18 protein-coding genes are annotated in these 22,976 nt (G+C 47.4%); 3 read left to right on the forward strand and 15 right to left on the reverse strand.

Annotated features, from left to right (window positions below):
- Window positions 1-11: 11 nt before the first annotated feature.
- Window positions 12-1,319, reverse strand: a complete 1,308-nt coding sequence (locus tag MHB49_RS27210) for a replication-associated recombination protein A (RefSeq protein ID WP_405153714.1) — start codon at window positions 1,317-1,319, stop codon at window positions 12-14.
- A gap of 60 nt (window positions 1,320-1,379) precedes the next feature.
- Window positions 1,380-2,258, reverse strand: coding sequence for a LysR family transcriptional regulator (locus tag MHB49_RS27215; RefSeq protein WP_405153715.1), 879 nt, complete (start codon window positions 2,256-2,258; stop codon window positions 1,380-1,382).
- Window positions 2,259-2,422: 164 nt separating this feature from the next.
- Between MHB49_RS27215 and MHB49_RS27220 the strand changes: the two genes are divergently transcribed.
- Together MHB49_RS27220 and MHB49_RS27225 are read left to right on the forward strand one after the other, a co-directional pair.
- Window positions 2,423-3,163 carry an SDR family NAD(P)-dependent oxidoreductase gene (locus tag MHB49_RS27220; RefSeq protein WP_405157252.1) on the forward strand — a complete coding sequence of 247 codons (741 nt, stop codon included), beginning with the start codon at window positions 2,423-2,425 and terminating at the stop codon, window positions 3,161-3,163.
- Window positions 3,164-3,191: 28 nt separating this feature from the next.
- The gene (locus MHB49_RS27225) at window positions 3,192-4,094 is read left to right on the forward strand and encodes a DMT family transporter (RefSeq protein ID WP_405153716.1); all 903 of its coding nucleotides are present in this window, start codon (window positions 3,192-3,194) and stop codon (window positions 4,092-4,094) included.
- Window positions 4,095-4,230: 136 nt separating this feature from the next.
- Here the strand turns inward: MHB49_RS27225 and MHB49_RS27230 are convergent, their stop codons facing one another.
- The 12 genes from MHB49_RS27230 to MHB49_RS27285 all read right to left on the reverse strand — a co-directional run bounded on the left by MHB49_RS27230 (window position 4,231) and on the right by MHB49_RS27285 (window position 20,527).
- Window positions 4,231-6,417 carry a HelD family protein gene (locus MHB49_RS27230; RefSeq protein ID WP_405153717.1) on the reverse strand — a complete coding sequence of 729 codons (2,187 nt, stop codon included), beginning with the start codon at window positions 6,415-6,417 and terminating at the stop codon, window positions 4,231-4,233.
- A 174-nt stretch (window positions 6,418-6,591) separates the two neighbouring features.
- Entirely contained in the window at window positions 6,592-8,385 is a 1,794-nt protein-coding gene (locus MHB49_RS27235) for an ABC transporter ATP-binding protein (RefSeq protein ID WP_405153718.1), read from the reverse strand.
- Between the two features lie 70 nt (window positions 8,386-8,455).
- Window positions 8,456-9,754: an NCS2 family permease gene (locus tag MHB49_RS27240; protein ID WP_405153719.1), complete on the reverse strand. Its 1,299-nt coding sequence runs from the start codon at window positions 9,752-9,754 to the stop codon at window positions 8,456-8,458.
- Between the two features lie 186 nt (window positions 9,755-9,940).
- Complete coding sequence (locus tag MHB49_RS27245) at window positions 9,941-10,699, reverse strand: ThiF family adenylyltransferase (RefSeq protein WP_076287755.1); 759 nt, start codon at window positions 10,697-10,699, stop codon at window positions 9,941-9,943.
- Between the two features lie 18 nt (window positions 10,700-10,717).
- Window positions 10,718-12,496, reverse strand: coding sequence for an aspartate--tRNA ligase (aspS, locus tag MHB49_RS27250; protein WP_405153720.1), 1,779 nt, complete (start codon window positions 12,494-12,496; stop codon window positions 10,718-10,720).
- A gap of 201 nt (window positions 12,497-12,697) precedes the next feature.
- A complete protein-coding gene (gene hisS / locus MHB49_RS27255; protein ID WP_405153721.1) occupies window positions 12,698-13,951 on the reverse strand; it encodes a histidine--tRNA ligase in 1,254 nt (417 codons plus the stop codon).
- 601 nt (window positions 13,952-14,552) lie between these two features.
- The gene (locus MHB49_RS27260) at window positions 14,553-15,821 is read right to left on the reverse strand and encodes an SEC-C metal-binding domain-containing protein (RefSeq protein ID WP_405153722.1); all 1,269 of its coding nucleotides are present in this window, start codon (window positions 15,819-15,821) and stop codon (window positions 14,553-14,555) included.
- A gap of 460 nt (window positions 15,822-16,281) precedes the next feature.
- The gene (locus MHB49_RS27265; RefSeq protein ID WP_405153723.1) at window positions 16,282-16,728 is read right to left on the reverse strand and encodes a hypothetical protein; all 447 of its coding nucleotides are present in this window, start codon (window positions 16,726-16,728) and stop codon (window positions 16,282-16,284) included.
- Between the two features lie 105 nt (window positions 16,729-16,833).
- Window positions 16,834-17,340, reverse strand: a complete 507-nt coding sequence (locus MHB49_RS27270; protein ID WP_405153724.1) for a type 1 glutamine amidotransferase domain-containing protein — start codon at window positions 17,338-17,340, stop codon at window positions 16,834-16,836.
- A gap of 284 nt (window positions 17,341-17,624) precedes the next feature.
- Window positions 17,625-17,792 (reverse strand): hypothetical protein, encoded by a 168-nt coding sequence (locus MHB49_RS27275; RefSeq protein ID WP_405153725.1) that lies wholly within the window; start codon window positions 17,790-17,792, stop codon window positions 17,625-17,627.
- Window positions 17,793-17,869: 77 nt separating this feature from the next.
- The gene (dtd, locus tag MHB49_RS27280) at window positions 17,870-18,331 is read right to left on the reverse strand and encodes a D-aminoacyl-tRNA deacylase (protein WP_405153726.1); all 462 of its coding nucleotides are present in this window, start codon (window positions 18,329-18,331) and stop codon (window positions 17,870-17,872) included.
- Between the two features lie 12 nt (window positions 18,332-18,343).
- Window positions 18,344-20,527, reverse strand: coding sequence for a bifunctional (p)ppGpp synthetase/guanosine-3',5'-bis(diphosphate) 3'-pyrophosphohydrolase (locus MHB49_RS27285; RefSeq protein WP_247903281.1), 2,184 nt, complete (start codon window positions 20,525-20,527; stop codon window positions 18,344-18,346).
- Between the two features lie 387 nt (window positions 20,528-20,914).
- On the opposite strand from MHB49_RS27285, the gene uraA reads away from it, so the two are divergent.
- Complete coding sequence (gene uraA, locus MHB49_RS27290) at window positions 20,915-22,231, forward strand: uracil permease (protein WP_405153727.1); 1,317 nt, start codon at window positions 20,915-20,917, stop codon at window positions 22,229-22,231.
- A 195-nt stretch (window positions 22,232-22,426) separates the two neighbouring features.
- Here uraA and MHB49_RS27295 read toward each other — a convergent pair whose 3' ends face one another.
- Window positions 22,427-22,939, reverse strand: coding sequence for an adenine phosphoribosyltransferase (locus MHB49_RS27295; RefSeq protein WP_024633046.1), 513 nt, complete (start codon window positions 22,937-22,939; stop codon window positions 22,427-22,429).
- Window positions 22,940-22,976 lie beyond the last annotated feature (37 nt).

Here is a 22,976-nt window from a genome sequence, read left to right on the forward strand (position 1 = left end):
CGTCATCGATCTTACAGCTCTCTGCGCCGCTGTTGGTTTAGACGAATCTTCGATTCATTGCCTTGTTCCGTTGCTTCATAGAAAACACGACGTGAAAGTTGTTTCGGTAAATATTCCTGCTTCACATAATGGCCCGGATAATTATGCGGGTATTGGTAGCCTTCGTGTCCGAGCTTCACTGCACCGGAATAATGGGTATCCCTCAGATGCAGAGGGACCTCAGCAGATTTCACCTCATCGATGGCATTCATCGCTTTCGAGATCGCGGTGTACACCGCATTGGACTTCGGACTTTCAACAGCAAACAGGATCGCTTGGGCGATGTTCAGCTTGGCTTCAGGCCAGCCGTTATTGCGATAAGCATCCAGTGCCCCTATCGCCTGGGTCATCGCTTGCGGATTCGCAAGTCCGATATCTTCACTGCTCGCTGCAATCAGACGACGGATAAACGTCATCGGGTCCATGCCCAGCTTCTCTACTGCATACAAAAACCAGAACAGTGCCGCATCACTGGAACCCCGAATGCTTTTATGGAATGCCGACAAAACATCATATTGTGTCGATTCATCTGCCTTCACAATCGGACGACGAATAGACTCTTCAGCTACAGCAAGCGTAATGTGAATTGAGCCGTCTTTCTCTGGTGGTGTGGTCAGTGCAGCAAGTTCCAACGCGTTCAGCGCTCGCCGAATATCGCCATTCGCCATTGTCGCAATATGCTCCAATGCCTCATCGTCGGCATGCAGATCCATGAATCCCAATCCTTTATCTGCATCTGCAAGTGCACGACGCATCGCAATGAGAGAATGCTCTTTGTTCAGAGACTCCAGCTGAAACAGCGTGGAACGGCTCATCAAGGCCCCATTTACATAATGAAACGGATTCTCCGTTGTAGCGCCAATAAAAATGATCGTGCCCTTCTCTACTGCAGGCAGCAGTGCATCCTGACGAGAGCTATTAAAACGGTGTACTTCATCTAGGAACAAAATGGTTTTTGTTCCGTACAACTGCTTGTTCGTTTGCGCCTGCTCGATGACCTCACGCACGTCCTTGACCGAGGCATCTACCGCATTCAGACGAACAAACTGTCCCTGCGTATGCTGGGAAATAATATGTGCGAGGGTCGTCTTGCCGCATCCCGGAGGACCGTAAAGCAAAATGGACGAGATCTGATCTGCTTCAATGGCGCGCCGAAGCAATTTTCCCGGTCCAATAATGTGCTCTTGCCCAATATATTCATCAAGCCGCTCTGGCCGCATGCGGTCAGCGAGCAGCCTTGCTTGAGGTTCTGAATCCTGCTGAAACGAAAATAAATCCATTGCTCATCACTTCCTTAACGGATTACCTTTACTTGATACTTAATTCTTACGAAATCCTGATTAATTGCTATTCTCTATCATATCATACTCCCGCGGCAGCATCCCCATAAAAGCGCCAAGTGCACTGCTGACAAAGGCATCCTTGCGCGTAATAAAATGAGTCATCATCCGATTCATGCCTGCCGGGAGTGTGTGCTTGCGCAGTGATCCATTTTCGATCTGATGCCGAATGACGATTTCGGGTAAAAGTGAAATTCCCATTCCGGATGTAACCCCACTAATAATAGCCTCAAGGGTTCCAAATTCCATAATGACCGGACGAGTTACACCGCTAACTGATAACCATTTCTCCAAAATCTGACGATATGAACATCCCATGCTGTAGACCAGAATCGGTTTACTGGTAAGTTCTTCGTCTTCCGGTCCCATACCGGAGGAAACAACGAATAATTCTTCATCGAATACGGGAGTAGAAGCAATATCGGGGTGGTCACATGAACAACCAATAAACGCCCCTTCCAATTCATACCCAATAACCTGATCCATAAGCACTTGGGAGTTACCAGTAGTCAAAGATAAGGAGACAGCCGGATGCTGTTTATAATATTTTGCAAAAAGCTCAGGTAAACGTACCGCTGCGGCCGTCTGCGTGGAGCCAATGCGCAGTGGTCCAGAAGGTTCAATGGTAGAGCTCAACGCTTTAACCGCCTCATCGAGCAGGCCTACAATTTTATCCGCATACGTCAGCAGCATCTCCCCTGCTGGAGATAATGTCATCCCCCGATTATGACGGATGAACAGCAGTGTCCCTACTTCGGATTCCAAATGTCGTATCCTTGCTGTGACATTGGACTGAACATAACCGAGTCGCGCTGCAGCTCGGGTTAGACTTCCTTCCTGTGCGACACATTGAAATATCCTTAAATCCCCACTCTCCATTGTAAACCTCCCTGCAATGTCTATATCTATCCAGACATCATTAAAAATGATATCCAGCACATTAACAATCATTATACAGTATAGCTGCTTCGAGCTACAATCGGGGTAGATCAGAACACAGCAACTTCCTGTTCGCTGAGTTCACTTAAGGAGTGTTAATGATGATGAACTGGACAAACACCGTAGCTTTGGTAACCGGAGGGGGTACGGGCATAGGGCGAGCTACCAGTATATTGTTAGCTAATCGTGGAGCCACCGTCGCTGTGAATTACTCCCGTTCCCAAAATGAAGCGGAAGAAACGGTGCAACATATTCTGAATGCGGGAGGTCACGCTTTTGCAATTCAGGCTAATGTTGGCTCCGATGTCGAGGTTCGCCAAATGGTGGCCTCTATCACTGAAAAAATTGGACCTGTGACTGCACTCGTAAATAACGCCAGCATTACGCATCATATCCCAATGAAGGATCTGGGATCCGTAACGGATGAAATATGGAATGAACTGTATGACGTCAATGTTAAAGGCATGTTTTACTGTGCACGAGCTGTGTCGAAAGGAATGCTGCAAGCAGGCCAAGGCGCGATCGTTAACCTTGGTAGTATAGCTGGCAGTACAGGATCAGGGTCCTCCCTTCCTTACGCCGTTTCCAAAGCAGCAGTTCACGGTCTGACGAAGTCTTTGGCACATGCATTATCCCCCGATATTCGGGTTAACGCCATCATTCCGGGTGCAGTCGCGACCCGTTGGTGGGCAGGAAAGGAAGAACAGATGCATCGTCTGGGCGGTGAATTATTGTTGCAGCGAATAGCGGCAAGCGAAGACATTGCACATATGATATGCTCCGCGTTGGAGCAACCATCCATGACCGGGCAACTAATTACAGTAGATAGCGGTCAGACGTTATGAGCATAGGAAGCGAAAGGGAGGTATTCTGATGAAACCTTTAAAATATACGCTCCTGATCTTGGTTACAACTTTCATCATGGGAACCTCGTTTCCCGTAGGCAAAATCGGCATGATGTATGCTCCTCCCTTTTTGTTAATGGGGCTTCGCTATATATTGGCAGGAGCATTACTAGCGTGGATCATCAGAAAACGTCCCATGCCTGTGGGGTGGAAACAGTGGATGCAAATCGCCATAATCGGTCTGTTCCAGTCGGCGGGAGTGATGGGCTGTGCCTACTACAGCATGAACTGGATTAGCTCGGGAGAATCGGCCATTATCACGTTTACGAATCCGCTGCTTGTCATCATCCTGAGTGCTGCGCTATATGGTGTGTCCTATCGTTTTAGCCAATGGACCGGTGTGGTTCTCGGATTTGTCGGAGTGGCGTTAACCTTTGGATTCCATCTGAGCATGAGTCCTGGGACGTGGATTGGCTTTGGCGGCGCTGTCTTGTTTGCTGTATCTACGTTGCTCATTAAACGCTGGGGAGCTGCTCATGATACATTTGTACTTACCGCTTACCAAATGCTCGCTGGAGGCGCAGTACTGCTTCTACTGAGTGTGTTTACAGAGGAGCTTCATTTTATCGTAAATACAACGTCCATCGTTGTCCTGGTATGGCTGACGATTTTCTGTTCCATCATTCAGTTCACCCTCTGGTTTTATTTGCTGCAAAACACGGATCCGGCCAAAACCAGTTCCTTTCTTTTTCTGGCGCCACTGTTTGGACTGCTGTCGAGCTTCGTCTTGTTGAAAGAGCATGTCGGCTGGATTGTAGGTGCAGGCGGTATAATGATCTGTCTGGGCATTTTCCTGGTTAACCGCCATCCCGCCGGTCATAAGTCAGCTTTGGATAAACCGGGTTTGACCCAACGCCCCCCTGCAAGTTAACCAGCAGATAATCAGCAACCAAACTACAAATATCCTTTGGGAACCAACACACATCTATTGAGAACGTACAAAAGAGCATGGTGCTTGAACAGCGCCATGCTCTTTCTATATTGATGCTATGTTCAACAACAAAGATTCACTCTGCCTCGCTAACAGGCCAACCCTGAATGGCAACAGACTCGCCTTCCGGATTGTGGGTTGCAGATGCATAGTCTGGCAATTGGCCGTCGTGGAATAACCACAGTTCGTGCAATGCCCGTGTACAGCCAACGTATAACAGCTTCGCATCACCCGCATTGGGCAAATAGTGATTCTCATCCGCGTCCGCTACAATTACTGCATCAAACTCCAAGCCTTTCGACAAATAGACAGGTAAAACGGAGTGACCGCCTGTGTACTGTTTTTTGCCGCCGTCAATCAAGTTTAGCTCCCAGCCTGCTGCCTGGAGTTCCTGGTGAAGCTCCTTTGCCTCATGCAGGGTACGAGTCAGAATGGAGACGGTGCGATAGTCTTTGACCGTTAACAGCTTCAAAGCCTGTTCGAGGCTTGCTGTACGTCCCTTTTTCCCATAGGACAAAGTCCGCACGGGATCACCACTCCGGAACACTGGAATCGCCGTAATGCCGCTCTTGACGCCCCGCTCCAGAATCGTATTGGCGTAATCGATAATTTCCATCGTCGAGCGATAACTTCGGGTCAAGGCAAAGTATGCATTCTGTTCTTCGGGAAACAGGGAGCTCATCTCTTCCCACGCATGAACACCACGATACTCATGAATACCTTGGGACAGATCCCCCAGTATGGTGAAGGAATGCCCTTTGACAAACTGATCCAATAACGCCACATGAAAAGGAGAAAAGTCCTGCGCTTCATCAATGACAACGTGATCGAATCGCTCGGAACCTTCAATATCATGAACCAAGGTATGAATGTACACCAATGCAGGCAGATCCTCTTCACGGATGATATCCTGCTTCAAATCTGCAGCCGTTTGCTTCATCACCAATTTGGGAATAAGCCCGCTGAGCGAGGCAGGTACCGAACCGCCTTTAACAACCTTGAACAGCTGTTTGTACAGCGTAAGCGGTTCATATTGAGGCCATTTTTTGGCATAGGCCTTCTCACGGGTTGCCGCTTTCTTTTTACGATCTTTGCGAACGGCTTCCGGGCAAGGTTTCTTGAGCTCCATCTCAATCCAGCGGTGAATACGCGCCATCACCCGTTCTTTGCGTTTCGCCAGCGGATAATGTTTGTATTCCTCCCCGAACCAGTTCTCAATCTCGGCTTTGCCGAGCACTGCACCATCCCATGGACTGAAATCCATATCAGGTACAGATTCATCTTCCATCCCGGACAGCCACTCCCGAATCAATTCCATGAACCGGATTGAGCCTTTATAACGCCCAGGTACATCGTCATTGAGTTCAGGACGTGCATCCGGCGTTTCAAACCAGGTGTTCAATGTATCTGACGTGTCTGCCAAAGGCAGCTCCAATCCCAGCAGGTTCATCGCCCAATCCGGGAATGTACGCTGCTGAATATCCCCTACACCGAGCTCCGGGAGTACATCCGATATGTAATCCAGGAACATGTGGTTGGGTGCGAAAATAACCATTTTCTCTGCGGATACCTGCTCCTTGTACTGATAGAGTAAAAAGGCGAGGCGATGCAGTGCGACGGTTGTTTTTCCCGAACCGGCCACACCTTGAATGATCAATGCGGTGTTTCTCGCCGCACGAATGATCTGATCCTGCTCCGCCTGAATGGTGGATACGATATCACGGAGCTTGTTGTCCTTGTTCTCACCCAATCGATACACGAGAAATTCATCCGATACGGCTGGCTGGTCGCTGTCCCGATTGTACGTATCTGCTACACGTTCCAATATACGCTGGCGAATGACTACGTTTCGTTTCAGATAAACCAGACCCTCAATGAGTCCCTCTGGGGCTTCGTACGTTGCGGAGGCTTCCCCTCCGGTAAATGAGTAAAACAGGCTTGCGACAGGAGCACGCCAATCGATGACGAGCGGATGCTCTCCCACCTCTTCGCGGTCTACGCCGATTTTGCCAATATACAGCGGTTTCCGTGCACCACTGCCCTGTTCTTCGAAATCCAAGCGTCCGAAATAGGGTTGCTGCGCGCTCTTGGACAAGGCGGTGCGGCGCTCTTCACGTCCGGCCTCCAGCACTTGCTCTGTGAAGTCGTGGCCGGTATACACCGGAATGTTTTGCAGCCGTTCCAGCTGACTGTCCACTTCCTTCATCGTTCGCTCTAACCTGTACTCTTCTTCTTGATAGGCACTTTGAAAGCTGTCTGACATGTTTCAGTTACCTCCTAAGAATATGTTTTTCTGCATAGTCAACACTGACGACACAAAAGGATACCCACTATATCATATTGATGTACAAAAAGCTACAGCAACCTGGATAGCAAAATGAAAGAAACCGCTGTTCCTGTTCGCAAAGAACAGATGAACAACGGTCTTCCTATTCCATCATTTCGGTTCTGAATCCGGCTTTCCATCCTGTGCCACAAACTGTTTCTGTGCCAGTTCACGGTATACCGGGTGGTTGCTAATTAGCTCCGCATGTGTTCCGGTTCCCGTCACATGTCCCTGTTCCAGAACAACAATCTGATCAGAGTCGACAACGGTGGACAATCGGTGTGCAATAACAACCGTTGTTCGTCCTTCCATCAGATTGGACAGGGCTTGCTGCACTTCATGTTCAGAGGTGCTGTCCAGACTGGACGTAGCTTCATCCAGCAGCAGAATATCCGGGCTGCGCAGCAGTGCACGAGCAATGGCAATCCGTTGGCGTTGACCACCGGAGAGCTTGATCCCGCGTTCTCCCACTTCCGTGTCGTAGCCCTGAGGCAGTTTATCAATAAAAGCGGAGGAATACGCCATTTCTGCCGCCTGTCTAATTTCATCCATACTCGCCTCACGGCCCAGCCCGTATGTCATGTTTTCTTTAATCGTGCCCGCCATCAGAGGGCTCTCCTGGGATACATATCCAATCTTGCTTCGCCAAGAGGCTAATGAATAATCGGTTATGGCTTGTCCACCATACGATATACTACCCGACTCTGGAAGATAGAACTGCTCCAACAGGGAGAACAGCGTTGATTTCCCGCTGCCGCTTGGCCCCACAATGGCCGTCACTTTACGGGCAGGAACGGTCAGATTAATTCCATGCAGTACTTCTTCCCCTGTTACATAAGAGAAATGGAGATTGTTAAATGTAATCGTCTCATTGCCCTTGGGAGCAATTGCTGTGCTATGGCGCGGTTCTTCTTCATGTGCCAGAATAGCCTGAATGCGTTCTGTCGCACCGACAACCTTTTGCAGACGTGAATACAGTGTCGTAAATTGCCCCATCGGCATAATCACTTGGAACAACAACAGAATGAAGGCAACCAGTTCGCCCGGAGACAGCAATCCAGAAGCTACCCGCATGCCGCCAACACCCAGAATAACAACCAGCACAGCCGTCATGACAAACGTAAAGAGTGGACCGATCAACGCCAAAATCCGAGCTTCCTGTAATCCAAAAGCAAACATCTTCCCTATACGGGAATCGCCTGCTTCCGCCTCCTGTTTCTCCGTTCCATACGCTTTCACCAAACGAATCTCGCCAATGACTTGGCTGAGCACCGAAGTAAGACCTGCCATTTCGTCCTGCTGCTTTTTGGAGATTTTGTACATTTTACGACCAACAGGCAGCAGGATCAGCAAGGTTAGCGGCACTAGGCTCAAAATGATGAGTGACATAACCCAATCCAGATAGAAAAGCAACGCTACACCGCCCACAACCGCAACGATATTGGACACAAAAGAGACGAGATAATCCGCAATTAGCGTCATAATCTGACTTGTATCATTCGTAATTCGACTCATCGTATCCCCTGTACGATTCCGGTCGAAATATGGCATCGGTAGGGATAATACCTTGTTCCACAGCTTCGTTCGCAATGTCGCAACCACCCGTTGACCTGCATAGTTCAACATATAGATGCTGATGCCTGAAGCGATGGCTTGAATAACAAATGCCCCCAGCAGCAGGAAAATAACGGACTTGTTCAGCGCAGACATTGTAAGCCCATCAATCAGGCCTTTGGTCATCAATGGGACAATCAGTCCGGCTGTCGTCTGAATAAGTGTCAGGATCAACGCGATGATCAGAATTAGTTTTGGTGGATTTGTCGCAGCAATCAGCTTCACAAAATCCTTGAATCCTTTTTTTCCTATTTTCGATTCAGCTTGACCTGCCTGTTGTTGCTCTTCCATTACCGTTCCCCCGTTCTCCCCTTGTTCACCAGAGATCATACGTATGAACTTACACTACGTTTCCTGTCTTTTACAATATCCCATGCAGCACAAAATTGGCCAAAAACAGGATGGCAATGCCATACATGACTTTAGGCACCTGTTTGCCCTGGCCCGCCGCCAGCTTCGCCACCGGATACGCAATGAATCCAAATGCCATACCGTCCACGATGCTATACGTAAATGGAATCATGACCATGATCAGAAAAGCCGGAAAGGCCTCCGTGAAATCACTGAAATCCATATCCTTCACACTTTGTACCATCAAGCCGCCAATAATGATCAAAATCGGTGCGATGGCACTGTCCGGAATATAACCGAGCAGTGGAATAAAGAAGAACGTTGCTCCGAACAGCACAGCTGTAACGAGTGGAGTCAACCCCGAGCGTCCGCCAGCAGCAATCCCTGCAGTCGTCTCCGCCGCAGCCACAGGAGGACTACTTCCGAATACACCTGCCAATACGGTACTGATGGATAATGCACGCAAGCTCCCCTTAAAGCGCTGGGGTCGACCAATGAGATGGGTTTGAGCTGTAATCAGGCCAATATTTTCAAATACAACGATCAGCAGCAACAGAAATACTGCAATCCAGAACGATAGATCCACCAGATTCATGAATGACAACTCGGCAAACAGACCGCCGTATTGATGCAATGCCTCTATGGCAGATACAGGATCACCCGGTTTTACAGCACCAAGCACATAAGCTAGTCCTGTTCCCGCCAAAATACTAATCAGAAGCCCGCCCTGTACATTGCGTATAAAAAGAATTAAGGCGACTACAAGAGTAACACAGGCAGTGATCACTCCAGGATCATTAAAATGTCCAATAGCCACAAATGTGGTCTGATGTGCGATGACGATTCCACTTTTTTGCAAACCGATAAACGTCAGAAATAAGCCAATCCCCACCGTTATGCCATGCTGCAGGTTTTTCGGAATGGCCTCACTAATCAGTTTATATAACGATGTAAAGGCTACGACCGCAAACAGCACACCAGTGACGGATACAACCGCCAAGGCTTCCTGCCAGCTCAATTTCATCGAATGTACGAGTGTGTAAGTGAAAAATGCATTGATGCCCATGCCAGGTACAACGATAATCGGCGACTTTCCGCCAAATGCCATCAGCAAACACCCTGCAATGGATGTCAGCAGTGTACCCACCATAGCTGCCTGTAACGGCATTCCGGCATCAGACAGAATTGTTGCATTGACCATTACGATATACACCACGGCAAAATAGGAAATGGCTCCCGCCACAATTTCCCGCTTCCACTGGTCTCCCGGCTCTAGGCCAAGTCGTCTGGTCATCCATCCTTGTTTCATTCGTTCCTTTCCCCTCTCTCTATGTAAGCCGAACAAAAGTATTTATCATCATTTCGCGCAGCACCACATATCATACACGCTTTTTAGATTGAAGTACATCACGTAACCCTGACATTTGTTAAGGTTTTGCGCATGAAAAAAGCGCAGGTACCCTTGACGGTACCTGCGCTTTCCATTCACAGCAGATTACTGCTGCTTGTTCTCTGCAATTTCGATCAGTTCCTTGACAGCCACACTGACCATAATCAGTCCGGCTACCGGAGGAACAAAGGCGTTACTCGCTGGTGGCTGTTTCGCCTTGCGAATTTCCGGCGCATTCTCAGGAACGATTTTCTGCGTTACGTCTGCGCGAGGTTTCAATGGTTCTTCGGTGGAGAAGACCACTTTCACACCTTTTTTGATGCCTTCTTTCCGCAGTTTTGTGCGGACAACACGGGCAATCGGGTCCATGGTCGTTTTCGAAATGTCTGCAACCTGGAATTTCGTCGGATCCATTTTATTTGCCGCGCCCATGCTGGAGATCACCGGAATCTTGCGTTTTAGGCATTCCTTGATGAGGTGAATTTTGTAAATAATCGTGTCGGACGCATCCAGCACATAATCCAGCTCATACTTGAACAATTCCTCATACGTTTCTTCCGTGTAAAACATATTCAGTGCAATCGCGTCGCACTCCGGATTGATGAGCTTCACCCGTTCCACCATCAGATCTGCTTTTTTCTGACCCACGGTCGTGGTCAAAGCATGAATCTGACGATTGATGTTGGTGATATCCACTACGTCTTTATCAATCAGAATGATACGTCCAACGCCGCTGCGGGCGAGAGCTTCCACTGCAATACCGCCCACGCCGCCGATGCCAAGCACAGCGACTGTACTATTTTTCAAGGCGTTCAGACCTTCAGGTCCGATAGCCAGTTCTGTTCTTGAAAATTGATGGAGCATTGAGAATCGATGCCTCCTTTATTTCTTTTCCGCCACCGGTTTACGGGCTACGCGGATGTGAAGTTGTTCCAATTGGGAGTTATCCACTTCAGAAGGTGCATTCATGAGCAGATCCGTTGCACTTGCCGTTTTCGGGAAGGCAATCGTTTCACGCAGATTCGTGCGGCCTGCCAGCAGCATCACCAGACGGTCAAGACCAAAGGCAATTCCGCCGTGTGGTGGCGTTCCGTATTCGAATGCTTCAAGCAGGTATCCGAATTTTTCGTTGGCTACTTCTGGGGAAAGTCCCAGGGCAGCAAACATTTTTTCCTGAACGTCACGTTTGTAGATACGCATCGAACCGCCGCCTACTTCATAACCATTCAGAACAAGGTCATAGGCTTGAGCACGAATTGAACCCGGATCTGTGTCAAACAGATGTACATCTTCGTCTTTTGGACGTGTGAACGGATGGTGCTCTGCGACATAACGTTTCGCATCTTCATCGTACCCGAGCAATGGGAAGTCCACAACCCATGCAAATTTGAATTTGCTGTCATCGATCAGGCCCAGTTGACGGCCGATTTTCAGACGAAGTGCGCCAAGTACATCAGCAACCACTTTTTTGGTGTCAGCGGAGAATAGCAGCAAGTCGCCTTCTTCAGCACCCGTACGTTCTTTGACAGCTTCCATCTCTTCCGGCGTAAAGAACTTCACGATTGGCCCTTTGAACTCGCCATCTTTCACTTGAATCCATGCCAGTCCTTTTGCACCGTAACGCGCTGCGAATGGTCCGAGGTCATCGATCTCTTTACGACTCCATGTGCCACAACCTTTGGCGTTCAGCACTTTTACTTCGCCACCTTTTTCAATGACAGAAGCAAATACTTTCACACCACTATTCGCTACGATATCGTTCATTTCTACCAGTTCCATGCCGAAACGAAGATCCGGTTTGTCCGAACCATATTTACCCATGGCATCTGCATACGTAATCCGTTGGAAAGGCAGTTCCAGCTCAATTCCTTTTGTCTCACGCAGCAATTTTGCCATCAGCTCTTCCATCATTGGCAGCAGGTCATCCTGTTGCAGGAAGGAAGTCTCGATGTCGACTTGGGTGAATTCCGGTTGACGGTCTGCACGCAAATCTTCATCACGGAAACAACGAGCGATCTGATAGTAACGCTCAAGTCCGCCGACCATCAGCAATTGTTTGTAAATTTGTGGGGATTGCGGCAGGGCAAAGAATTCACCTTCGTGCACACGGCTTGGTACGAGATAGTCACGCGCACCTTCCGGGGAGCTCTTGGTCAGGATTGGTGTTTCGACTTCAACGAATTCTTCGCCATCCAGATAATCACGGAACACTTTGGATGCTTTGGAACGCAATTTCAATGTTTCAAACATTTCCGGACGACGCAGGTCCAGGTAACGATATTTCAAACGAAGGGATTCGTCCACTTCCACACCATCTTCGATGAAGAATGGAGGTGTTTTTGCCGCGTTCAGCACTTCAATCTCGGTAATTTGGACTTCAATTTCGCCTGTAGGCAGGTTTTTGTTTACAGTCTCTTCGTCACGTTTAACGACTTTACCCGTTACCGCGATAACATACTCGCTCCGCACTCTGTCAGCGATTTGCAATGCTTCGCCAGAGTAAGCCGGGTTGAAAACAACTTGTACAATTCCGCTGCGGTCACGCAGATCGATAAACAGTACGCCCCCCAGGTCACGGCGGGTCTGTACCCAGCCGTTCAATGTTACGGTTTCACCGATGTGTGCGGGTGTTAATGCGCCGCAATGATGACTTCTTTTCATAACCAAACTCCTCATATGTGAATTTCCGTTCTGTATGGGCGGGCAGAGCCCGCTATTCAACAGTGCGGTTGCGTGAAGACAACTTTATTCGAAAAGGCAGGTTACCTCTGACTCGCCAACTTCCGATTAATCGGAAACATGGGTCAACCTCAGTAATTTTGCCGGATCAATTGTTGCTATTTTGCAGTTTCAAACTCGTTCTTATTTACTTCCCTGTATAGCTGCTACCAGATCATCGAGCTTCACCGTTTGTTGTTCACCTGTATCCATGGACTTCAGGGCAATTTCCCCGCGCTCCAGCTCGTCATCACCAAGAATGGCAGTGTAACGGGCTTTGAATCGGTCGGCTGATTTCATCTGGGCTTTCATCTTGCGACCGAGATAGTCGCGTTCACCAGACAGACCGGATTGACGGAGCTTGAACAGCTGACGATTGACTTCACGATCGGCTGCTTCACCAAGAGCAACAAAATATACGTCCAGTGGGGCAAGGGAACTAACATCAATGTTCTGGTGTTCCAGAATCAGTTGAATACGCTCCAGACCGATACCGAAACCAATACCAGGCTGATCCGGTCCACCGATATCTCCAACGAGGCCGTTGTATCTACCACCACCGCCGACTGTATCAATTGCGCCAATGCCTTGAGCTTTCAGTTCAAAAGCAGTCAATGTGTAGTAATCCAGTCCACGTACCAAACGATTGTTCACTGCGTAATCTACGCCGAAATCATCCAGATACGCTTTCAGTTTGGCAAAGTGGTTCAATGATTCTTCATCCAGACTATCCAGTATGGACGGTGCCCCTACGAATTTGTCCTGATCGACTTTGCAGTCGAGCACACGCAGCGGATTACGTTCCATCCGGGATTGACAGTCCTTGCACAGGCTGTCTTTCATCGGTCTGAGGAACCCAAGCAATTTTTCGCGATATTCAGCACGGCTGGTTGGATTACCCACCGAGTTGATCTCGACTTTGACATCTTTCAATCCGAGTTCTACACACAGTTGATACCCAAGCGCAATGACTTCAGCATCGATCGCTGGGTCAAGGGCTCCGATGGCTTCAACACCGAACTGGTGGAACTGACGCTGGCGACCTGCTTGCGGACGTTCGTACCGGAACATCGGACCGATGTAATAGAGTTTGCTCACATCCGGTTCACCATAGATTTTATTTTCCACATAAGCGCGGACAACTCCCGCTGTACCCTCCGGACGAAGGGTCATGCTCCGGTCTCCTTTATCATTGAAGGTGTACATTTCTTTTTCAACAATGTCGGTTGTCTCACCAACGCCACGTACAAATAAAGAAGTCTGTTCGAAGATCGGTGTGCGAATCTCGCGGTAATTAAAACGGCGGCACAGATCACGCGCTTTTTCCTCTACGAACTGCCACTTTTCCACAACACCAGGCAGCAAGTCCTGCGTTCCAGTCGGTTTTTGAAAAGCCATCTTTCATCCCTCCAGCATCTATTTTCTCTGTATAATAAAAAAATCCCTCGCCCTGTCGCTGTATACACAGCAAACAAAGGGACGAGGGATTGTGTTTACACATTCACCCGTGGTACCACCCACATTCCGGAATCCCTGACACTTTCGCCGTTCAGGTGATCATATGATGATCCAAAATTGCTTCAGGCAATCCGATCAAACAAATCATTCCGCTCTACGTATAACGCACGCCCTGCGCAGGCCAGCTAATGACCATCAGATATAAAATCTAATGTGTTCGCCGTCTGTTCTCGGGGAAGTCATTCGTCCGCTCATCAAGAGAATCCTTACAGCCAAGGGATTCCTCTCTGTTCATGTGGGCACGGAGTACTTGGTCCCGTCATCAAATCATCAAGTTATATGGTTTGAAAAGTGTTATTTTATAATCTTAATTTATTTTCTGATTGTAATGAACCGCAGTACTAAAGTCAAGGGCTAACACAAAAAGATAGCATTAAAAAAATTCTCACACGCTGTACGGGAGGCGGAGTCCACAGAAATCAAAGCTAATAGAAGCTGGATTCATCAAATGAATTCCAACTTCTATTGCCTTCTCCTACCTCTATTGTTTCAGCATCCACTTCAGCAGATCCGGCACATTCGCCCATAAACGGGAGTGCATAATGACATATTCAATCGCTTCGTCGGAATCGCCCATTCCGACGAAATCAGGAAGGTTATGCGGCAGCCGCTTCAAACCCAGCAGGTAATCAGGCACATGCTTGTTCACACCTCGGGCCACACGGTACAGCTTTTTGAGCTGAGAGGTGATTCCGTTCTTCTTATACTCCAAAATGATCTGGTCATAGGCAAAGGCGGCTGCAGCGTCACCTTTTCCATACTTCTCCAGCAGCTGCTCTGCCTGCTCCAATTGGTTGCTGTATAAATACACAGCACCGAGCAGGTAACGCGCTCCGGTATTGTCTTCCGTATTAAGCTCCAAAATATGCTCCAGGATTTGTGCCGCTTCATTGGCATCTCCGCCAAACCAGCAGGATTCGGCGTAGCTTTTGCATATTCGGATATATGGACGAGTTTCATGAAGCCCCCAGAAGTCCCCTTTGTTCTTCTCAAAAAACAGTTCGCCCAGTTCGCGTTTGCCAGCAGCGATTCCGGCCTTGAGGTAAGCTCGTGCCTCAGTCTCATTTTCCGATTCCTCAGCCAGAATAAGATAGGCATCAGAGCTGTCAGAGTACATCTCCAGCGCCGTTTCCGCCAGCTTTATTCTGCGCTTGGAAGAACTGGCTTCCATCGCCTTATGCAGCAGAGCCTGCGCTTTGTCCTTCGATGTGCCCGGGCTGTTCAGAATCATCAGCTCGTCCGTTTCGCCGCCCATGCCGTATTCTTCGATGTAATCGAACATCTCCTTCACCTTTCGGGAGATCGTTGCTGCTGTTACCTCATATTTTACGGCCAGCTCAACCTTCGAAACATTGAAGCCATATTCCTCGGACAGTAAATACTCGATTGCGGCACAGAACGAGCCTGTCTTCTTCACAGTAGGGCGGTTCTGACGGGAATAGCCATTCCATAGCACCAGAGCTTCCAAAATCACTTCCCGCTCGTATTGGTTCCTCATGTTCTCAATAAGCTGCAGGGCCAGCTGTTCATGAGCCTGATGCTCCCATTCCAGTTCGCGCTCCACCATCTTTTTCAGCTTGGTCAGGGTCAGTTTGCTCTCAGGCTGAATCGAGGCTTCTTGAACAGGCTGCTCCGTTGATATCAGCTGCAGTACGGATTCTACCGCAGAGGGCTCCTTGCCCAGACAGCATTTCTTATATTTTTTTCCGCTTCCGCATGGGCATAAATCATTTCTTCCTACCTTACTCAAAACTAATTCCCCCTCAAATCTTTCACTAGCCATTCGCATGAGAACACCTTTGCTTTAGCATTAAAAGTGTCATTTCTCAAACGAGGCATTCTATATAATTGACAATCTCCATCGATCAAACAGAAACGGCTCCCCACTCTTACATAAGGGCAGAGCCGTTTCAATCCATTTCTCTATTCTATCAAAAATTTAAATACGGGGTAAGCTTCGGCCCAAAACATATCAATTCTCATCTCAAAAAAAAAACCTGCACACGGTGTGCAGGCTCAAAGGATATATAAAAAAAGGGGGTCATGTGTGTTATTATAAACGGGCTATGTTAAAGGCTTATGTAACTAATATTACAGTAATATTACAAAAATGATAGCGCTTTATATTTTATTATTTTTTCCATTACAAAAAGCCCTTACAAAGGGGTCTGACATGGAAGTCAGACCCTGCAAGGGCTTCGATATACATGTTAATTCAATTCTTCCACATAGGCTTGGTTGGAACGAAGTTTATGAACGATTTCCTCATAATCCTCATCCCTTACTTTGGCAGACAAAACATAACGCAGATCGTCATAGTCAGCCGAGGACACATCGGCAGCATTCAACAGATCGCCATCCTCATTGACATTATCCCGGGAACCTCTATCCGTATCGCGGTCCACATTGCTGACGACAGGAATTACATTTTCACTGGCGGGAACCCCGGGTGCAGCACCCACACCCATGGCACCATTGGTTCCTACGCCACCTGCTGTGTTATACGGCACCAGAGGTACCATAATCCGTTTGTCTCTACCAACCGCACTGTCCAGCTGCCCTACTTCCAAATGCTCAGTACGGAACGTCTGAAGGGAAGTTCTCGCTCCCTCCGCCTCGTCCTCGGTCCGAAAATAAGCCTGAATATGTTTTGTCATGTCAAACCCTCCTTTATCGGAATAAACGTTTTGTAAAATGAAACGTAGAAGATTCAAGTTCACCTTACAACATGATTGAATTTAACGTACGCCCGTTCGACGTCATTAGATTACTTTTAACAACTCTCGAACAAATGCCGGTTCATCGGCAGGCGTTCTTGATGTAATAAAATTGCCTTCGACAACCGCCTCATGGTCCTTAAATTCTGCTCCCGCGTTCACCATGTCATCCTTAAGCGGTGGATAGGATGTAATCGTACGGCCTTTTAACAGATTCGCGCTCGCCAGAATTTGCGGACCATGGCAGATCGCAGCGATTGGTTTCTTTGCACTGTTGATCTCTGTTACGAATTTCAGGATATGTGCATCCGTACGCAAATTTTCAGGAGAAGATCCACCAGGAATGACAACCGCGTCGTAATCCGAAGCCGAGACTTCAGCGATCGATTTATCTGAAGTATAGGAGGCTTTGCCACCTTTACCTTTCAGTGTCTCTCCTGCTTTCAAGCCGATAATTTCCACGTCGTGCCCGGCTTTTTTCACCTCATCATATGGAACCTGCATTTCCGAATCTTCAAAATCATTCGCCAATAAAAAAGCAACTTTACTCATAACGTATGTTCTCCTTTCCGTGTTCGAAATTTCTTGAAATCGGGTATTCGCAGAAATTGTTGGTATATCATTTCTTGTTCATTGCCCGTAATAAATACTGAACCTGGCACGCTATCGTGCCTCGTTCTGTTATTACCCTAACCAAAGTCGTTTATAACATCACTAACCTGTATTATTTTGACTTTATTCAGGCCATTCGATTCAGCAACGGTTAGTTCCATAACAAAAAAGCCCTGATCCGATAATCGAATCAAGACTTTTCATTCATTCCAAATGGTTAGCACTCAGTCACGCGGAAGACGGCTCTGCTCCCTTTTGTCCAAATCCTGAAGCGCCCATATCGTTGTTGCACATTCGGCAGCAACGCGAGCAAGCTTCAGCGACTCACTCAGGTTTCCAGGCAGAAGCAGAGGTTCTACTCGGGAACGTGTTTCCTTGACGGATTGGCGCATAATGGGTGGGATACTCCTTTGATCATCTTGTGTTAATGAACCGAATTATCCCTTATTATGGCCTGTTCCCCAACCAATTATGCGTGTGTTTCTTGACGAACAGGACTTTCGAGCATTAAAGTAACCGGTCCCCAATTCGTGAAAGTGACATCCATCATCGCTCCGAAACGTCCGGTTTCAACCTGAATCCCTTTATGACGTAACAGCTGATTAAACGTTTCATACAACAATTCTGCCGCTTCAGGTCTGGCTGCAGCTGCAAAGCTTGGCCGTTTTCCTTTGCGACAATCCCCGTACAATGTAAATTGGGAGACTGATAATACTGCCCCGCCCACATCGACCAGACTAAGATTCATCTTTTCCTGCTCATCCTCAAAGATTCGAAGTCCAGCGATTTTATCTGCCAGATAGATGGCATCCTTCTCCGTGTCCTCATGTGTAATTCCCACGAGCAACATCAATCCGGATTCAATTCTCCCCGTCAGCTCTTCTCCAACGGTCACCTGAGCCTCTTTACAGCGTTGTACAAGCACCCTCATCTTACAGGCTCCTTACTGCATAATTCGATGCACAGAATAGACATCTTTCACTCGTTTGATCCGTTCCACAACCGAATGCAGATGCTCTGTATTGCGAATCAGAATTGTGACGTGCACCAATGCTAATTTATTTTTATCTGTTCGTCCGGTGACGGCAGATATATTGGTTTTACTTTCGGAGACAGCCTGAAGCACTTCATTGAGCAGACCATTGCGATCATGGCCCGTAATCTCAATATCCACACTGTAGTTGGCTTCAATGTTCTCTTCCCACTCGACTTCAATGACGCGAGCTGCTTCTTCCCCATCCGTACTGGACGGAATATTCGGACAGTCACTGCGATGTACCGAAACCCCGCGTCCACGTGTAACATACCCGATAATAGCATCCCCTGGTACAGGGTTACAGCAGCGTGCAAAACGAACCAGCAAATTGTCTATACCCTTGACACGGATGCCATTCGTCGGACGGTTTTTGCGCTCAGGTGCAGGCTTCAGTTCACGCATTTCGGAGTTCAGTTCAAGCAAGCTGGATTCTTCCTGCTCCTTGCGCAGTTTCTCCGTTGCTTTGGTCACGATCTGTGCAGCCGTAATGCCACCGAATCCAACCGCTGCGAGCATGTCATCAATATCGTTAAACGCATATTTTTTGCATGCTTCCATCAATTTGTCATCCGTCATCCACGCAGATGGATCAAGCCCCATACGTTTCAACTCGCGCTCACAGCTTTCGCGGCCTTTTTCAACGTTTTCTTCGCGGCGTTCCTTCTTGAACCACTGCTTGATCTTCGCTCGTGCGTGAGAGGATTTTGCAATTTTAAGCCAGTCCTGACTCGGTCCGTAAGAATGTTTGGACGTCAAAATTTCAATAATATCGCCGGTTTTGAGATGATAATCGAGCGGAACGATACGACCATTAACTTTGGCACCAATCGTCCGGTTACCCACCTCTGTATGGATTCTATATGCAAAATCCAATGGAACAGATCCAGTAGGCAATTCGATAACTTCACCTTTAGGCGTGAATACAAACACCAGATCCGAGAAAAAATCCATTTTAAGCGATTCTACAAATTCAGACGCATCCTGGGCTTCATTTTGAAGTTCAAGAATCTCGCGGAAAAACGTAATTTTATCTTCAAAATTATTTCCGTTTCCGTTCGCAGCGCCTTCCTTGTAGGCCCAGTGGGCAGCAATACCGAATTCAGCGGTGCGGTGCATATCCCATGTCCGGATTTGTACTTCAGTCGGTTCTCCATTCGGACCTACGACCGTGGTATGCAGCGATTGATACATATTCGCCTTCGGCATTGCTATATAGTCCTTGAAACGTCCAGGCATCGGTTTCCATAACGTGTGTATAATGCCGAGCGTAGCATAACAATCCTTGATGTTATCCACAATAATACGAATCGCAAGCAGATCATAAATTTCGTTAAACTGTTTGTTTTTCGTTGTCATTTTTTTGAACACGCTGTAGATGTGCTTGGGACGTCCCGACAGATCTGCCTGAATTCCCATCTCATCCAGCTTGCTTGTAATGCCGTCCATAACGGTATCAATATATTGCTCACGTTCCGCACGCTTTTTGTGCATCAGGTTGGCAATTCGGTAGTATTGCTGCGGATTCAAATAACGGAGGGCGATGTCCTCCATTTCCCATTTGATCGCAGAGATACCCAGACGGTTCGCAATCGGACAGAAAATCTCCAGCGTTTCGTATGAAATCCGACGCTGGCTTTCTTCCGACTGAAACTTGAGTGTCCGCATATTATGCAGACGGTCAGCCAATTTGATCACGATGACACGGATGTCCTGCGCCATGGCGATGAACATTTTGCGGTAGTTCTCGTTCTGCTGTTCTTCCTTGGAGCGGAACTGAATACGTTCCAGCTTCGTCAAGCCGTCAACAAGCATGGCACACGTATTGCCGAAATGATTGCGGATTTCTTCAAGTGAAACCGTAGTATCTTCTACTACATCATGAAGAAGCGCTGCAATTATGGAGATGGTGTCCATCTGCATGTTTACAACAATATCGGCAACCGCAAGCGGATGCAGAATATACGGTTCTCCCGATTTTCGCGTCTGTCCATGGTGGGCCTGATCAGCAAATTCGTAAGCTTCTCGTATGCGCACCAGATCGGGTTCTTTGATATATGCCCCGGCCTTCTCGAGTAATTGCTCTATGCCCATTCTGATCTGTTCCGTGTCCTTTCTATACAAAATGGAACCCGTGACATGATATCAACACAGGTTCCCCGTAAAAGTAATTTCCTATAATTATGACGCTTCGCCCGTTTCCCGTCAACTACTGACGAATAAGAGTACATATCCAATTTTTTATACGTTATGTGTCATTCCCCAAAGATGTTGCCCGATATTTAACAGAGTTCGGAAATCATCCTTATTTACTATGTATTATTACCTAATTATTACCGTTATCTACCGAAATAGAAGGATCAATTCGCAAAATAAAAATGGTTTGGCTGTGCTTAGTTGAAAAATGTTATTGCTAAATGAAGAGAAACTCTGTACTATATTGAAGATTTGTGTTTCGGAAAAAAAGGAGATGAACATTCATTGCAACGTGAAATTCAGGTTAATCAAAAAATGCCGCTTGGCTCAGGATCGCTGCTGAGTCTCCAGCATTTGTTCGCCATGTTTGGCAGCACGGTACTTGTGCCGAACCTGTTCGGTGTCGATCCAAGTATGATCTTGCTTATGAACGGTATTGGAACATTGTTGTACATACTCATGTGTAAAGGAAAGATCCCGGCCTATCTTGGGTCAAGCTTTGCTTTTATCGCACCTGTTTCTTCTGTGTTACTCGAACATCCTGATAATGGTTACTCTATGGCACTGGGAGCATTCATCGTAACAGGAGTTGTATTCTGCATTGTTGCTCTTATTATCAAGTATGCAGGGACAGGCTGGATTAACGTGGTATTCCCGCCAGCGGTTATGGGCGCCATTGTTGCCCTGATTGGTCTCGAACTTGTACCTGTGGCAGCCGGAATGGCTGGTCTGATCAATTCAAGCCCTGCTGAGAACCCCGACTGGGTACCTCAAGCCAAACCGATTATTTTAGCCCTAGTGACTCTTGGTATCACTGTTATTGGTGCAGTAACCTTCCGTGGGTTCCCCAAGATCATTCACATTCTAATCGGGATTGTATCCGGTTACGTGCTTGGATATTTTATGGGTGAGGTAAAAACCGAGAATATAGCAAACGCGGACTTTATCTCGCTGCCTACTGTAACGACACCGACATTTGACTGGTCAGTCATCTTTACCATTTTGCCTGTCGCCCTTGTTGTCATTGTTGAACACATCGGACATCTGCTTGTAACGAGCAGCATTGTGGGCAAAGATCTGTCCAAGGACCCAGGTCTGCATCGCTCCCTGCTTGGGAACGGCGTTTCAACTATTCTTTCCGGTTTTGTAGGATCCACACCGAATACAACTTATGGTGAGAATATTGGTGTTATGGCTCTGACACGGGTTTACTCGACGTATGTTATTGGCGGCGCTGCCGTTATCGCGATCGTGCTTTCGTTCTCAGGTACGTTCTCGGCACTTATAGCTAACATTCCCGTTCCGGTTATGGGTGGTGTGTCTTTGCTTCTGTTCGGAGTAATTGCGGCATCCGGTTTGCGTATTCTGGTCGAACAGAAAGTGGATTTTGCCAAACCTACCAACTTGTTGCTAACTACCCTTGTACTCGTCATCGGACTCAGTGGTACTGAGATCACATTTTATGGTATTCATCTCAAGGGAATGGCTCTGGCAACCATCGTCGGAATTCTGCTGAGCTTGTTGTTTAAATTATTTGAAGTACTGGGTTGGTCGAATGATCAAACGGAGAAACAGCCTTTAACCGAGAAAACTCCGGATTGATTTCTTGCCGACTAATTTTGAACGAACAATGTTTATTCATTCTTCATCTTATACATCGTACAATGCAAAAAGCCTGCTCTCTAACCTTAACGGGTTGAGAGACAGGCTTTTTTGCAAATAGTTAATGCTGTATATTATTTCCCGGGAAACGGGAGATCCAGTTCACGTGATTTAACAGCAATAAATGCCAGAATTCTAGTAGTTCATCAATGTAAATACATCAATACCCGGCAATTTTGCACGTCCATTTAAATCAGACAGCTCAATCAGGAATGCTGCACCTACAATCTTGCCACCCAATTGTTCAATCAGGTTAATGGAGGTAGCAATCGTTCCGCCTGTCGCCAGCAGATCATCCGCAATCAGGACATTTTGTCCTTTTTCGATCGCATCTGTATGCATAGCAAGCGTATCTTTGCCATATTCAAGATCATAACCGACTTCGATCGTCTCTCCAGGCAATTTTCCACTTTTACGGATCGGAGCAAAACCGACACCCAGAGCGTACGCCAGAGGAGCGCCCACAACGAATCCACGTGCTTCAGGTCCAGCAATAACGTCAATTTTGAGATCCGAAACCATTACTTTCAGCTCATTGATCGCCTTGCGGTACATTTCTCCATCCTTCAACAATGTCGTAATGTCTTTGAAGCTGATTCCCGGTTGTGGAAAGTCAGGAATGACACGAATATAATCTTTAAAATCCAAAATAATCTCCTCCTAAAATAAATAGCACAACTTCCAT

It is taken from the genome of Paenibacillus sp. FSL K6-0108 (assembly GCF_045040695.1).
In the GTDB taxonomy this organism is placed as follows: Bacteria; Bacillota; Bacilli; order Paenibacillales; family Paenibacillaceae; genus Paenibacillus; species Paenibacillus pabuli_B.

What these genes read in the sequence shown, in the direction of transcription:
- MHB49_RS27210 (WP_405153714.1), bottom strand. Translation starts at nt 1,319, where the DNA reads ATGGATTTATTTTCGTTTCAGCAGGATTCAGAACCTCAAGCAAGGCTG.
- MHB49_RS27235 (WP_405153718.1), bottom strand. Translation starts at nt 8,385, where the DNA reads ATGGAAGAGCAACAACAGGCAGGTCAAGCTGAATCGAAAATAGGAAAA.
- MHB49_RS27270 (WP_405153724.1), bottom strand. Translation starts at nt 17,340, where the DNA reads ATGAGTAAAGTTGCTTTTTTATTGGCGAATGATTTTGAAGATTCGGAA.
- hisS (WP_405153721.1), bottom strand. Translation starts at nt 13,951, where the DNA reads ATGGCTTTTCAAAAACCGACTGGAACGCAGGACTTGCTGCCTGGTGTT.
- MHB49_RS27285 (WP_247903281.1), bottom strand. Translation starts at nt 20,527, where the DNA reads ATGGGCATAGAGCAATTACTCGAGAAGGCCGGGGCATATATCAAAGAA.
- MHB49_RS27230 (WP_405153717.1), bottom strand. Translation starts at nt 6,417, where the DNA reads ATGTCAGACAGCTTTCAAAGTGCCTATCAAGAAGAAGAGTACAGGTTA.
- MHB49_RS27245 (WP_076287755.1), bottom strand. Translation starts at nt 10,699, where the DNA reads ATGCTCCATCAATTTTCAAGAACAGAACTGGCTATCGGACCTGAAGGT.
- MHB49_RS27275 (WP_405153725.1), bottom strand. Translation starts at nt 17,792, where the DNA reads ATGCGCCAATCCGTCAAGGAAACACGTTCCCGAGTAGAACCTCTGCTT.
- aspS (WP_405153720.1), bottom strand. Translation starts at nt 12,496, where the DNA reads ATGAAAAGAAGTCATCATTGCGGCGCATTAACACCCGCACACATCGGT.
- dtd (WP_405153726.1), bottom strand. Translation starts at nt 18,331, where the DNA reads ATGAGGGTGCTTGTACAACGCTGTAAAGAGGCTCAGGTGACCGTTGGA.
- MHB49_RS27225 (WP_405153716.1), top strand. Translation starts at nt 3,192, where the DNA reads ATGAAACCTTTAAAATATACGCTCCTGATCTTGGTTACAACTTTCATC.
- MHB49_RS27220 (WP_405157252.1), top strand. Translation starts at nt 2,423, where the DNA reads ATGAACTGGACAAACACCGTAGCTTTGGTAACCGGAGGGGGTACGGGC.
- MHB49_RS27215 (WP_405153715.1), bottom strand. Translation starts at nt 2,258, where the DNA reads ATGGAGAGTGGGGATTTAAGGATATTTCAATGTGTCGCACAGGAAGGA.
- MHB49_RS27240 (WP_405153719.1), bottom strand. Translation starts at nt 9,754, where the DNA reads ATGAAACAAGGATGGATGACCAGACGACTTGGCCTAGAGCCGGGAGAC.
- MHB49_RS27265 (WP_405153723.1), bottom strand. Translation starts at nt 16,728, where the DNA reads ATGACAAAACATATTCAGGCTTATTTTCGGACCGAGGACGAGGCGGAG.